11 protein-coding genes and 1 pseudogene are annotated in these 13,925 nt (G+C 61.6%); 8 read left to right on the top strand and 4 right to left on the bottom strand.

Annotation, left to right across the window (positions count from 1 at the left end):
• Positions 1 to 27 precede the first annotated feature (27 nt).
• Genes GVL52_RS10450 through GVL52_RS10475 form a run of 6 tightly spaced genes read left to right on the top strand, consistent with a single transcriptional unit; the run spans position 28 to position 9,071 of the window.
• Complete coding sequence (locus tag GVL52_RS10450) at positions 28 to 1,590, top strand: GMC family oxidoreductase (RefSeq protein WP_160006540.1); 1,563 nt, start codon at positions 28 to 30, stop codon at positions 1,588 to 1,590.
• A 43-nt stretch (positions 1,591 to 1,633) separates the two neighbouring features.
• Positions 1,634 to 3,013 (top strand): amidohydrolase family protein, encoded by a 1,380-nt coding sequence (locus tag GVL52_RS10455; RefSeq protein WP_160006542.1) that lies wholly within the window; start codon positions 1,634 to 1,636, stop codon positions 3,011 to 3,013.
• Positions 3,014 to 3,023: 10 nt separating this feature from the next.
• Entirely contained in the window at positions 3,024 to 3,893 is an 870-nt protein-coding gene (locus GVL52_RS10460) for an aromatic ring-hydroxylating dioxygenase subunit alpha (protein ID WP_160006544.1), read from the top strand.
• Positions 3,894 to 3,895: 2 nt separating this feature from the next.
• Positions 3,896 to 7,045 carry a molybdopterin cofactor-binding domain-containing protein gene (locus tag GVL52_RS10465; RefSeq protein ID WP_160006546.1) on the top strand — a complete coding sequence of 1,050 codons (3,150 nt, stop codon included), beginning with the start codon at positions 3,896 to 3,898 and terminating at the stop codon, positions 7,043 to 7,045.
• Positions 7,042 to 7,560, top strand: a complete 519-nt coding sequence (locus GVL52_RS10470; RefSeq protein ID WP_160006548.1) for a (2Fe-2S)-binding protein — start codon at positions 7,042 to 7,044, stop codon at positions 7,558 to 7,560. The genes GVL52_RS10465 and GVL52_RS10470 overlap by 4 nt, the downstream gene beginning before the upstream one ends.
• The gene (locus GVL52_RS10475) at positions 7,557 to 9,071 is read left to right on the top strand and encodes an aldehyde dehydrogenase (RefSeq protein ID WP_160006550.1); all 1,515 of its coding nucleotides are present in this window, start codon (positions 7,557 to 7,559) and stop codon (positions 9,069 to 9,071) included. The genes GVL52_RS10470 and GVL52_RS10475 overlap by 4 nt, the downstream gene beginning before the upstream one ends.
• A gap of 227 nt (positions 9,072 to 9,298) precedes the next feature.
• Here GVL52_RS10475 and GVL52_RS10480 read toward each other — a convergent pair whose 3' ends face one another.
• From GVL52_RS10480 to gcvA, 4 genes and pseudogenes are all read right to left on the bottom strand, one after another.
• On the bottom strand, positions 9,299 to 9,724 hold the full coding sequence (locus GVL52_RS10480) for an AAA family ATPase (RefSeq protein WP_160006633.1): 426 nt from the start codon (positions 9,722 to 9,724) through the stop codon (positions 9,299 to 9,301).
• Between the two features lie 171 nt (positions 9,725 to 9,895).
• Positions 9,896 to 10,507, bottom strand: coding sequence for an HAD-IA family hydrolase (locus GVL52_RS10485; protein ID WP_160006635.1), 612 nt, complete (start codon positions 10,505 to 10,507; stop codon positions 9,896 to 9,898).
• A 395-nt stretch (positions 10,508 to 10,902) separates the two neighbouring features.
• Positions 10,903 to 11,148: pseudogene (locus GVL52_RS30850) on the bottom strand (IS110 family transposase); the annotation flags it as partial.
• A gap of 180 nt (positions 11,149 to 11,328) precedes the next feature.
• On the bottom strand, positions 11,329 to 12,222 hold the full coding sequence (gene gcvA, locus GVL52_RS10490) for a transcriptional regulator GcvA (RefSeq protein ID WP_160006552.1): 894 nt from the start codon (positions 12,220 to 12,222) through the stop codon (positions 11,329 to 11,331).
• Positions 12,223 to 12,349: 127 nt separating this feature from the next.
• Between gcvA and GVL52_RS10495 the strand changes: the two genes are divergently transcribed.
• Both GVL52_RS10495 and ahpC read left to right on the top strand, forming a co-directional pair.
• Positions 12,350 to 13,054, top strand: a complete 705-nt coding sequence (locus GVL52_RS10495; protein ID WP_160006554.1) for an SDR family oxidoreductase — start codon at positions 12,350 to 12,352, stop codon at positions 13,052 to 13,054.
• A gap of 227 nt (positions 13,055 to 13,281) precedes the next feature.
• Positions 13,282 to 13,845 carry an alkyl hydroperoxide reductase subunit C gene (gene ahpC / locus GVL52_RS10500; protein ID WP_160006556.1) on the top strand — a complete coding sequence of 188 codons (564 nt, stop codon included), beginning with the start codon at positions 13,282 to 13,284 and terminating at the stop codon, positions 13,843 to 13,845.
• Positions 13,846 to 13,925: the final 80 nt, after the last annotated feature.

The raw sequence follows: 13,925 nt of genomic DNA on the forward strand, positions 1-13,925 counted from the left end.
CGAACATAACCAGGAATAACGCATCAAATGCCCGACCCGATCCTTCCGACGAGATCCATTGCTGCCGCCTACGGCTACATCGTCGTCGGCGCCGGCTCGGGCGGCTGCGCGGTGGCGCGGCGTCTGGTCGACGGTAGCGATGCGACGGTTCTCTTGATCGAGGCCGGCGGTGCCGGCATCGGCATTCCCGAGATCGACAACCCGGCCTCCTGGGTTGCGCTCGGCCGCAGCGCCTATGACTGGGGATATGATTATGCGCCGAACGAACGCGTGAACGGCCGCACCATCGGCATTCCGCGCGGCAAGGTGCTCGGCGGCTCCAGCAGCATCAACGCGATGATGTGGTATCGCGGCAGTCCCCTCGACTATGACGGTTGGGACGCCGGTGGTGCAGACGGCTGGGCGTTCAAGGATGTGCTGCCCTACTTCAAGCGTTGCGAAGACTGGGAGGGTGGGGAGACGGCGCTGCGCGGTGCGGGCGGACCCTTGCGCATCGAGCGCAGTGCGTCGCCCCACCCGGTTGCTCACGCCATGCTGGGAGGCTGTGCCGAACTCGGCATTCCTGTGATCGACGATCCCAATGGGCCGGAGAATGAAGGGGCCGCTCTTTCCAATCTCAACATCTCGGGAGGCCAGCGCTGGAGTTCCGCCAAAGGCTATCTCTGGCCGATCCTCGGTAACGAACGGCTTACGATCCTCACCGATGCGCTGGCAATCGGGCTCGGCATCGAGAACGGCCGCTGCGTCTCGGTGACATATCTCAAGGACGGCCGGACGCACGAGGTCAGGGCCACCACCAACATCGTGCTGGCGCTCGGAGCCATCGATACGCCGCGACTGCTGATGATGTCCGGCATCGGCGATCCCTCGGAATTGAAACGCCTTGGCATAGCCACCCGTCTCGGCCTTTCCGGTGTCGGCCAGAACCTGCAGGATCATCCGCTGGTGCAGGCCTGCGTCTTCCGCGCCAAGCAACCGCTTGGGCCGGTCAGGGACAATGGCGGTGGCACGGTGATCAACTGGAAGTCTTCGGCAGCGCTGCCGCAGGCCGATCTGCACGCGTTCCCGGTCCAGGGCAACAGCGCCGAGCCGCGCATCCGCGAGCTCTACGATCTCTCCGGCGAGGTGTTCTCGATCGGTTGCGGCCTGATGCGCTCCAGAAGCGTCGGTTCCATGCGCTTGCTGTCTGCGGCTCCCGGTGGCGCTGTCGAGATCCAGCCCAACTATCTCGCCGAAGCCGGCGATCTCGATGCACTGGTGATCGCCGTCGAAACCATGATGGAGCTTGCGGCGACGGAGAGCTATGCCGACTGGTTCGGCGGCTATGCAGCGCCACCGCGTCGGCTGTCGCGCAAAGAAATCGTCGCCTACATCAGGGATGCCTGCTCCACCTTCTTCCACGTCAGCGGCACCTGCAAGATGGGCAGGGACGAGATGTCGGTTGTCGACAGCCGGCTGCGCGTCCACGGCATCGAGGGGCTGACGATCGCCGATGCCTCGATCATGCCGGTCATTCCCACCTGCCATACGCATGCACCGGTGACGATGATCGGCGAACGTGCCGCGGATTTCCTGCTGAGCGCGGCGTGAAACTTGCATGCAAGAGACGAACTCGAAGCGAATTGGACAGAGAATGACCACGGACAAGCAGATTATCGCCGGCGACTACCTCCTGACGATGGACGCACAGAACCGTGTCATCACGGCAGGTGCCGTGCTGATCGACGGCGGCAGGATCGAAGCCGTGGCGCCGCTTGCCGAGCTCGCGGCTGCCAATCCCCATGTGGCCGTCAAGAAAATTGCCGACACCGTGATCATGCCGGGCCTCGTCAATGCGCACGCCCATTCCGGCTTCCTGCGCGGCACGGCCGAGCACCTGCCGGTCTGGGACTGGCTGACGCTGCATATCAATCCGATGCACCGCATGCTGCAGCCGCATGAGGCCGAGGCAGCATCGTGGCTTTGCTACGCCGAATCCGTACTCGGCGGCACGACGACCATCGTCGATATGTGGCGTTTCATGGATGGCAGCGCCAGGGCGGCAAGTGCCGTCGGCAATCGCCTCGTCGCTGTTCCCTATGTTGGCGAGCATTCCGAGTATAACTATTTCGATACACTCGACATGAACGAGGCGATGATCGAGGCCTGGCATCGCAAGGCCGATGGCCGCGTCAATGTGTGGGTCGGTCTTGAGCATCTGTTCTACGCCGATGAGGCGGGCCAGCAGCGCGCCATCGCGCTTGCCAAGAAGCACGATACCGGTTTTCACACCCACTGCAGCGAAGCCGAGATCGAGATCGCAGAGTTCGACAAGCGCTACGGCAAGCGCCCGATGTATGCGCTGGCCGACCTCGGCTTCTTCGAGGCGCCGCGAACGATGATTGCCCATGGCGTCTGGCTGGATTCGGCCGAAGTCGAGTTCATCTCGAAATACAACGTCTCGATCGCCCACAATCCGGTCAGCAACATGAAGCTTGCAAGCGGCATCGCGCTGGTGGGCGAGATGCTGGCAGCGGGCGTGCCCGTTGGCATCGGCACGGATGGGGAGAAGGAAAACAACAATTTCGACATGTTCGAGGAGATGAAGGTCGCCTCGCTGCTCGGCAAGCTGAAGGATCTCGACGCTGCGGCCATGGACAGCTGGGATGTGCTGCGCATGGCAACCATCACAGGCGCCAGGGCGATCGGCCTCGACCACGAGATCGGTTCGCTTGAGGGCGGCAAGCGCGCCGATCTGATCGCGGTGCGCACCGATACGCCGCGCATGACGCCCGTGTTCGGCGAGGGGCCATACTTCAACCTGCAGCACAATCTGGTGCATGCCGTCCGGGGCGGCGATGTCAGCCTCACCATGGTTGACGGCAAGGTTCTGGTCGAAGACGGCGTGCTGAAGACGGCCGACATGAAGGATATCATCGCCGAGATCCATCGCATCGCCCCGCCGCATTTCGCCCGCCGCGCTGCCTGGCTTGCCGATAACCGCGACGGCACCGCCCAATGGACCAAGTCCTGAGGAGACGAGCGTGGCAAAGACGAGCGACAGGGCAGCGCTGAACGAATGGTACGCCATCGAGACATCGGCGGATCTCACGGCCAAGCCGATCCGAACACGGCTGCTCGGGCAGGACATCGAACTCTTCCGCCGCGAAAATGGTGAGGCTGTCGTTCGCGAGGTCGAAGCGGGTTGGCCCGTCGGTCCAGCGCTTCCGGTGCGGGAGAGATACGGCTGCGTCTGGACGACGCTCGGCCACCCCAACAAGGAAATCTTCGAGATTGCCGAAGCCGATGAGGCAGATCGCCGCTTTGTTCCCTGCGGCTGGGTGAAGATGCGGGCATCCGGCCTGCGCGTGGTCGAGAATTTCCTCGATATGGCGCATTTCCCCTTCGTCCACGCCGATATTCTGGGCGCCGAGCCGCATACGGAGGTGCCTGGTTATCTCAGCGAGATCCGCCGCGATGTCGATGAGGTCTGGGCGACCAACTGCACCTTCTTCCAGCCGCGTATCGCCGCCACCGAAAGTGAGGGTGCCTTCGTTCAACTCACCTACCGCGTGCCGACGCCATTCGTCGTCATGCTCTATCGCGTCTGTCCGACAGCGCCGGAGCGGCTCGATGCGATTGCGCTGTTCATCCATCCGATCGAGGAGGACCTCTGCCGCGCCCAGCCGGTGATGTATCTGGTCGATACGGCTTCGACCCAGACGTCGCTGCTCAACTTCGAGCAGGTGATCTTTCTGCAGGATCGGATCATCGTCGAAAACCAGCGACCGCTGCTTTTGCCACTGGAGCCGCGCCAGGAAATTCCGACCCGCGCCGACAGCTCCTCCGTCGCCTATCGGCGCTGGCTCAAGGAAAAGGGCGTGCGCTTCGGAACGACGATGGGGGCGGCCTGAGAATGGCACCTGCGGCACTTTCCGTGCTCCATCCTTTATCGACGCAGCAGGCTCTGCAGATGATGCAGGATAGGGACAATGCTCGGTTTGTCGCTGGCGGCACGGCGCTGCAGCTCGAATGGGCACGCGGCCTGCCGAAACCGCGGACGATGATCAACCTTGGACATCTTCCGGATATCACGGGCATCTCGGCAGCTGGCGACGTCATTCGCGTCGGCGCGGCGACGTCCGTGGCCATGCTGTGCAGCGATGCAATCGTTTCCGAGCGGATACCGATGCTGGCGGCAGCGGCGGGCACGGTCGCGGCGCCTGGTATCCGCAATCTCGGGACGATCGGCGGCAATGTCGCGGGTCGCACGGGGTGCCTTCTGCCGACGCTTCTGGTGCTTGATGCCTTTCTGGAAGTATCGAGACCAGATGGCCGCGTTCACGAGAGCTTGCTGCATTGGCTGTCAAAACCAGCGCGGCAGGATGAGATCATTGAGGCGATCTATGTCTCGTGCATGAAGAAGACCTGCCGCTGGACGCAGCGAAAGGTCGGGTTGCGGGCAGCCTTCACGCCGAGCGTGATTGGCGTTGCCGGTTGCGTCTCGCTCGACGGAGACAGGGTGATCTCCGCAAGGTTGGCCGTCGGCGGCGGCATTGTCGCGCCTGCAAGACTGTCGGAGGCCGAGGCCGATCTGATCGGCGCATCGTTTTCAGGTGTGGATTGGGAGCGTTTCAGGGCCACGCTGGCGGCCGAGATCATCGCACCTGATGATGCGTTTCGCTCAGGCCGCTATCGGCGAATGGTTGCTGCCAACGCGTTGGCGTGGGGATTGGCGCCAGCCGCAGAGCCCCGCGCGCAAAGGGCCCGGCCGATGGACCGGAGTGTTGGCGTTTCAGGCGAGGTCCGCGTCAGCCATGCCGATCAACCCGAGCGATGGCACATTCGTCCCGATGTCGCACCGAAGATTTCGGGCACGCTCGCCTATCTGACCGACCGGCGCGAACCCGACATGCTCGTCGGGCGCATCCTCAGAGCCGGTCGGCCGCATGCGCGGATCGTCTCGATCGATACGTCGGCGGCGGAAGCCATGCCGGGTGTTGTGGCGGTGGTGACGCATCGCGACATCGCCGGCGAAAATGCCTTCGGCATCGTCATCCAGGACCAGCCGGCCTTCTGCTTCGACAAGGTCCGCTACGTCGGCGATCCGGTTGCCGCCGTCGGCGCGATCGATGCTGAAACGGCGGCTGCAGCGCTCGACATGATCAAGGTCGAGTACGAGCCGCTGCCGGTCGTCGATAACCCCTTGCAAGCGCTGGGAGCGGGCGCCTCCGCGGTTCACGCGGGCGGCAATCTCCAGAGCACCATCCGTTTCGCGCGCGGCGATATCGACGCCGGATTTGCTTCGGCAGCCCACATTGTCGAGCGCACCTACACGACGTCACGGCAGATGCACGGCTTCATGGAAACCGAGGGTGGCTACGCCAAGATCGAAGAAGACGGCATGCTGGCGGTTTATGCCGGCGGCCAGCATGGCGGGCGTGACCGGTTGCAGCTGTCGCGCATTCTCGGCATGCCGGAGGAGCGGATCCGCGTCGTCACCAGCCCGACCGGCGGCGCCTTCGGCGGCAAGGACGAGCTCACCGTGCAGCCTGCGCTGGCACTCTTGGCGCTGAAATCCGGTCGGCCCGTGCGCATCCAGCTGTCGCGCGCCGAGTCCGTCGTTGCGGGCATCAAGCGTCATCCGATGACGATCCGGATGCGGACAGCATGCGATGCCGAGGGTCGTCTGATCGCACAGGACGTCGATGTCCTTGCCGATGCCGGCGCTTATGCCTCGCTGGGGCCGGGTGTTCTTGAAACCGCAATGGAGCATGTGGCTGGTCCCTACGTTGTTGAGAACGTGAAGACCTGTGGCCGCCTTGCCTATACCAACAACGGCGTTTGCGGTGCGTTTCGCGGCTTCGGTGCCAACCAGATGACCTATGCCATCGAATGCCAGATGGACGAACTGGGCGCACTCTGCGGCCTGACGCCGTTCGAAATCCGTCGCCGCAACCTGCGCATTCCGGGTACACCCGGCTATCTCGGCCAGGCGGTTGCGCCGTCCGAGCGATTGGCCGAGATGCTCGATGCGGCAGGTGCCAGCGACCTCTGGAACGCGGAGCTAGGAGCGAGCGATCCTGACGAAGTGGTAGGCGTCGGGATGGCGCTGAACTATCAGGGCAACGGACTTGGTTCCGTGGTGCCCGATCCCGCCGGTGGTCGCCTGCGGCTGACTGAGGACGGGCTGATAGAGGCAGCCTATGGTCTCGACGAGATGGGGCAGGGACTGCTCACCTCGATCAGGGCTGCCGTTTCGGCCGAGATGGGATGCTCGCGCGACGACGTCCTGCCGGTGATCGGCGATACGAAGCTTGCTCCGGATTCCGGTTCGACGACTGCGTCGCGCGGTGGCTACGTCGTCTGGCATGTGGCCAGGGTCTGTGGACGGCAATTGTCCTCCGATCTGTTGACGGCAGCCGGCGTGCTGCTGAAACGGCCAGCTCAAAGCCTGCAGCTCGCACCGCACGGCTTCGTCGATTCCGGCAGCAACAGCGGCGAGATGCTGTTGACCTATCGCAGCCTCGCGCAGGCACTCGATCCGGCAGACCTGCCATCGGCAACGATCAGCTTCGATTTCCCGGCGACGGATTATCCGGCCAGCAACGCACGGTATATCTTTGCCTTCGGCGCATGCCTTGCGCGCGTTGCCGTCAACCGCGTAACCGGCGCGGTCCGTGTCCTCGATATTCACCAGCATACGGCCGCGGGCCCGATGATTGATGTTGCCGCCTATCTCGGCCAGATGGAGGGTGGCGCCATTCAGGGGCTAGGCTTTACGCTGACCGAAAACGGCATCATGGCTGATGCCAGCTACATCACGGCAAACCTCGACACCTACATGCTGCCTGGCATTCGCGATACGGCAGAGCGGATTTCCGTCTTTGCGCTCGAGGATCTGGATGCCGGAGATGAGCTGGGCCCGCGTGGTGCCGGCGAACTGGGTATCGGCGCCATCACGCCGGCGATCGCCAATGCGGTCGCTGATGCGATCGGCTACCGGCCGCAGACGGTTCCCTTCTCGCAGGAAGACATCCTCGACGCAATGGACGCTGCGCCATGAGTATTTCCAAGTCGATCCCGGTCAGCTTTCAGCTCAATGGAGTGCGCCGCTCAGTGGATGCGGCGCCCGATACCCGACTTTCCGACATCCTCCGCGACGGTTTCGATCTGACGGCAAGCAAGGTCGGCTGCGGCATTGGCCGATGCGGTGCCTGCACAGTGCTAATGAACGGCCGTGCCGTCAATGGCTGTCTCGTCATGGCGTGGCAGATAGAGGGTGCGGAGATCATCAGCCCCGAAGGGCTCGATATCATCCCGTTCGCGCAGATCCTCAAGGACAGCCTTTCAGAGGAGAACGCGTTTCAGTGCGGCTATTGTGCGCCCGGTTTCACCATGGCGCTCACGGCGCTTTTCCTCGACAACCCCAATGCCACGCAACCGGATATACTCGCTGCCCTTGAGGGCAATATCTGCCGCTGCACCGGCTATCATTCCATCATGCGGGGTGCGCAACGCGCCGCACACCGTCTTCGCGCCGCCAAGGCGGTCGCAGACCTCGGAGATCATCTGCCATGACAATGCCCATCCTGTCTTTCGAGCCCGCGACCGATGGCGCCAAAGGCTTTCTGTCGCAGCCGCGCAAGAAATTGCTGATCGACGGCGCGTGGGTCGATGCCGCGGGTGGCGCGACCTTCGACACGCATGATCCGGCCAACGGCCGGCACCTTGCAGAACTGGCTGCCGCCAGCAACGAGGATGTCGATGCCGCGGTGGCCGCTGCCCGGCGCGCGTTCGAGAGCGATGCCTGGCGTGGCCTTACACCATCTGCACGCGGCAGGCTGCTCTGGCGCATTGCCGATCTGATTGATGCCCATGTGGATGAGCTGGCCGAACTGGAAACGCTCGACCAGGGCAAGTCGCTGAGGACGGGCCGTTTCGGCGAAATTCCGGCATCCGCCGAGCAGTTTCGCTATTTCGCCGGCTTTGCCACCAAGATTCTCGGAACCACGATCCCGACCTCGATCGGCTATCAGCCGGCGGGCAAGAAGATCTTCGCCTACACGACCCGCGAGCCGATCGGCGTCGTTGCCGCGATCACGCCATGGAACTCGCCGATGTTGATGGCGGCGATGAAGCTTGCCCCGGCACTGGCCGCCGGCTGTACCGTCGTGCTGAAACCAGCTGAAGAGACGTCGCTGACGGCCTTGCGGCTAGGCGAGTTGATGATCGAGGCGGGCCTGCCCGCCGGCGTCGTCAACATCCTGACAGGTCTCGGCGAGACGGTCGGTGCTGCGCTGACGGCCCATCCCGATGTCGACAAGGTCGCCTTCACCGGCTCCACCGAGGTCGGCAAGCTGATCGTTGGCGCCGCACGCGGCAATCTCAAGAAGCTGACCCTTGAACTCGGCGGCAAATCGCCGGCGATCGTCATGCCAGATGCGGATATGACGCTCGCGGTGCCCGGTATTGCACGCGGCATCTTCGCCAATGGCGGGCAGGTGTGTGTGGCCGGTTCACGCGTCTACGCGCATCGCGCGGTCTACGACGAGCTGATCGATGGGCTGGCGAACGAGGCCGGCAAGCTCAGGCTCGGCCACGGGCTCGATCCGCAGACCGACCTCGGGCCATTGGTCAACCGCAAGCAGGCCGATCGTGTTGCGAGCTATGTCAGCGAAGGAGCGGCCAACGGAGCGGAGATCGTCGCCGGCGGTGTGCAGACAGGCGAGCAGCAGACTTTCTTCGAGCCGACTGTCATCACCAGTGTTCGCCAGGACATGCGGATGATGCAGGAAGAGATCTTCGGGCCGGTGGTCGCGGTCACGCCATTCGATGATGTCGACGAGGCCATCACCTTTGCCAACGATTCCCTTTATGGCCTGGCCGGCAGCGTCTGGACGCAAGACCTCAGCGCCGCCCACCGGCTGGCGTCGCGCATCCGCTCAGGCACCGTGTGGATCAACTGCCATTCCTACTTCTCGCCGGAATTGCCGAAGGGCGGGCACAAGCAATCCGGTTGGGGCTATGAGAACGGCGCACCGGGGCTGGACAACTATCTGGAGATGAAGACCGTTTGCGCGGTGATCTGACGCCCGCGTGTTGCGCCAGAGCTTGACGGAGCTTCTCTAATCGGCGGGGTAAGGTCAAGCTATTTGACCGTTGATCCGTTAGCCGAGGGAGCTTGAGCGAGCGCCCCCAATCGGCCAAACTGGTCATTCGCCGTCGCAAAAATCGGCCGCGAAACTCTTACTTTTGCGACAGATTTTCGCGACAAGAATCCTCAAACGCATTCGGGAAGGCCAGGTGCGCTGCAAAATTAGGAGACTTGCGACAGGTTATACAAGTAGGCGCTAATCACGCTCCGGCTCTTCAGTAAAAATTTTGAGCCAGTGAATGCCTCAAACAATTTAGAATGGGCCGCGAAGCAGCTCAAATTGTTGCGAAGGCGATATTCCGCGATCCATGTTATGAGCTCTTGGAATGCTTCATCGCTACCGCCGCCCTGTATGCCTCGGTCATTTACGTTCGCAATGCACTCCTCTTCTGGTAAGTCGATCCAGATTAAAGTCGTAGCTCGATGCAGGACGACATTCGCCAACCATCCGTACACGCCCTCCATCAACCAACTGTCAGCTTTTCCAGCCTCGGCGACCTCGTTCGCGACAAGCTGATTGTTGCGGGCTATTCCATAATTTCCAGGTTCCCACCGGAGATCATCGAGATGGATAGGGGAGCGGTGCAATAAATCGCCAAGCTCGCGGGCAAGCCACGTCTTTCCGCAACCGCCATTGCCGAAAATCAAGGTCCGGCGCAGATCGGAAGATTTAGAATTCAAAAAGCTCCCCTTCTTGTCGTCGCATAATCCCGAAACGTGCGACACATTAAGCGATTAAGACCTATCGCGTACCAGGATTCAGAGTTTTGGCGACAGATCGGATCGGAGTTTCGCCAGCGTAGCAGACAGGGAGCTTCCTTCCAGCCACTGGACAGCGTTCCAGCCAGCCGCTCGTGCGGCCGCGATATTTTCAGGCGTGTCATCTATTAATAGCAATTGCTCTGCCGGGAGTCCTGAAAGGTTAGCTGCCTGTTCAAAGAAGGCACGATCGGGTTTGCGGATTCCCAACGCTGCCGAATAGTAGATGCCATCACAATGGCCACCTAAGCCCAGCACCTCAATCAGATGCGCTGCCCTGAGATGTTCTTGGTTCGTCGCCAGATAAACTCGTTTTCCGGAATCGCGCTCCTGGCGGAGTTCTTCAAGGAGCTCGGTGTTCAGCCGCGCATCGTTTTCGAACCAATAGGCAACAAAATCATCGTAGGAAAGATGCGGAGCTATCTTTGCCAAGGCGGGCTTTAGGCGATCGGCCAAACCGCAGCGCCCGATAACGATCTCGTTCCAGTACGGAATGAAGAACTCTCGCTGAAGGTCCGCGACTGAAAAACCTAAATCATCCTCGATGGTGGATGCCCACGGTCTCCCGTCCGAAGGACGGCCACAAACCAAGACACCATCTACATCGACCATGAATGCGCTGATCAAAACCGATTGCCTCCTTGTCGCGAAAATCCCGATCAAAACAACAGTTGTTTTCCTGACTTCTGCGACGTCGCAGAATAGCCAGTTTTGCGACGCCCACAATGCAGCGCTTGGCGATCCAGCCTTTATCGCTTCTCACACAAAGGGGGCTTGAACGCCTGTCCCCAGAATGAGGCTGCAGCTCCGTCGTTTCGCGGCCCGCGCTTCGCGCGGGGATCGGCATTTGGCCCTCCCATGATGAGGTTTCGTAGATGATGTGGCCCAATCTATGCTGCATCCTGATGACGGATCACCGGAATAAACGCCGCCACGAACTCACATCACCATCGTCCGCGAAGGACGTCTTCCGCCACTACGCGGAACCTTAAATTCTATCGCGCCTGTCAGGCCGCTGCAGGGGGTGTGTTTCGCTCTTTCGTCCAACGAAACTCGGAGCCGTCCACCCACATGCGATGCATGACGACCGCGAGCCTCCGCGCCAATGCCACCTTGGCTTTCTTGCTGCCGTGCCGCTTAGCGATGTTCATCGCTCAAGCTTTCAGCCAACACCACTTCACCAAGCGCATCAATATGGATTGGGCAGCCTCGTAGAGCAGCCTTCGCATCATGGCATCTCCGCGTAGGGAAACATGCCAACGCTCGTTTCCTTGATGGAGACATCGAGACCGGCGTAATGTTTCATGGTTGCGCGCCTCTCTCTGATGATAAAGCGTAGCTGCGTCATACTGAGCGCATTTTATCATCAGCCACCGACCGATGCCTCAGGTTTTCCGGTAGACCAGATTGGGGCACGGAGCCGATTAGCCCATCTATGCTTGGCCGCTGGCGTGGCGCAGCAACCATTCCCTGACCTTGGCGACCGATTGCGCGTGCTTCGGCTTGCGCAGCGAAACGACGTAGAAATCCGATGCGGCCCGCATCGTCTTCGAAAATGCTGGCACGAGCCGGCCGGCTGCAAGGTCGTCGTTGACGAAGATGCGGCTTGCCAAGGCGATGCCCTGACCGGCAAGGGCCGCTTCGATCGCATGGGATGTCTGGTTGAACCGCACGCTTTTCGATGATGCGGTAGGCGCAGAACCCGGGATCGTCGCCGCGAATTCCGGCCACTGATTGTGGGTATCGTGGAGGAGCACGAAACGCGCGAGATCTGCGGGGACAAACATGCCAGCCGGCGGTATCAGCGCCGGGCTGCAGACCGCAACAAGCTCCTGTTCGAAGAGCAGTTCGGCCTGCAATCCCGGGGCAAATGGCGGCCGGGCAAGGCGGACGGCGATGTCCACGGCGTCGGACTGGAAGTTCGACACCCTCTCGCTGGCAAGGATGCGCATGTCCAGATCCGGGTGCGCAGCCAGGAAATCCGGCAGGCGTGGGATCAGCCACTTCGAGGCGAAGGTCGGCGTGATGCTGATCGTCAGGCGCAGCGGTTCGGGTCGGAGCGTCGATGTGGCCTCGGACATCAGCTCGAAGGCGCGGCGTATGCTGTCGGCGTAGCCGCGCCCGGCCTCGGTCAGCGCAAGGGCACGCGGCAGGCGGTCGAACAGTTTGAGCTCGAGCTCCTTCTCCAGTCCACGCACCTGCTGGGCCACAGCCGCCTGCGTGACGCCAAGCTCTTCGGCGGCAGCGCGGAAGTTGAGATGGCGCGCCGCGACCTCGAAGGCGCGCAGGCCATTCAACGGTGGAAGGCGGAAGAGCGGATCAGTCATTCGATAGATTTTCTACTGATATATGCCAAGGGAATTGGCTCGAAGCGGGCTTCATGCAGTGATATCATAGGCGATCGAAGCTGAAAACACACTCGGCGTGGGCCGAATGACAGGAGAGGCGCGGATCATGGCAGTAGAAAAAGTGGCACTGGTGACGGCCGGCGGTAGCGGCATGGGAGCGGACGCTGCGCGGCGTCTGGTGGCCGACGGCTTCAAGGTGGCGATCCTGTCCTCGTCAGGCAAAGGCGAGGCACTGGCCAAGGAGCTTGACGGTGTTGGCGTGACCGGCTCGAACCAGTCGAATGACGACCTGAAGCGCCTCGTGGATCTCGCCATGCAGGCCTGGGGGCGCATCGACGTGCTGGTCAACAGTGCCGGCCACGGTCCGCGGGCGCCGATCCTCGATATCACCGACGAGGACTGGCATAAGGGGATGGATGTGTACCTGATGAACGTCGTTCGGCCGACCCGGCTGGTGACGCCGATCATGCAGGCGCAGAAATCAGGCGCGATCGTCAATATCTCGACAGCCTGGGCGTTCGAACCTGCCGCGATGTTCCCGACGTCTGCGGTTTTCAGGGCGGGACTTGCCTCCTTCACCAAGATCTTTGCCGACACCTACGCAGCCGACAACATCCGCATGAACAACGTTCTGCCCGGCTGGATCGACAGCCTGCCGGCAACGGAAGAGCGCCGGGAATCGGTGCCGATGAAGCGCTACGGCAAGAGCGAGGAAGTCGCTGCGACCGTCGCTTTCCTGGCATCGCAAGGTGCGGGCTATATCACCGGCCAGAACATCAAGGTCGATGGCGGGCTTGGTCGATCGGTCTGATCGATGTGGGCTACGGCTTCATCCGGAGCCGCGGCCATCCCGATCTTGCTGTTGCGGCGGTCGTATTGTCCGTTAAGGCGCCTCTTGCCGGTCTTCGGCGAGGGAGATATCAATAGATAATATCTATCGGAATTTTTTTATTTATCTATTTCATTTATCGCCGGCACCTATTTATGTTGCGATGCGAAAGCGGTATTTCGCTTTGCAGCAATTCCACAGGAGCCTCCATGTCCCTTATCAACACATCCATTAAGCCCTTCAAGGCGCAGGCCTTCAAGCAGGGCAAATTCATTGAAGTCACCGATGCCGACACCAAGGGCAAGTGGGCGGTATTCTTCTTCTATCCGGCCGATTTCACTTTCGTATGCCCGACCGAACTCGGCGACGTTGCCGATCACTATGCCGAACTGCAGCGCATGGACGTCGAAGTCTACTCGGTCTCGACCGACACGCACTTCACCCACAAGGCCTGGCACGACAGCTCCGAGACCATCGGCAAGATCGAATACACGATGATCGGCGACCCGACCGGCACGATCAGCCGCAACTTCGAAGTGATGCGCGAATCCGAAGGCCTTGCCGACCGCGGCACCTTCGTCGTCGATCCTGACGGCGTCGTTCAGGCGATGGAAGTCACCGCAGAAGGCGTTGGCCGCAATGCAGCCGATCTGCTCCGCCGCATCAAGGCAGCGCAGTATGTTCGCGCGCATCCCGGCGAAGTTTGCCCGGCCAAGTGGGAAGAGGGCGAAAAGACGCTCGCTCCTTCGCTGCACCTCGTCGGCAAGATCTGATCTTTATTTGACAAGCTGCCTTCCACCCTCGTGCTGGAGGGCAGCGACCAACTGCCATATTCAGCGCCTGTAACGGCCGC

Origin of the sequence: Rhizobium sp. 18055 (genome assembly GCF_902706285.1) — a bacterium.
GTDB lineage: Bacteria > Pseudomonadota > Alphaproteobacteria > Rhizobiales > Rhizobiaceae > Rhizobium.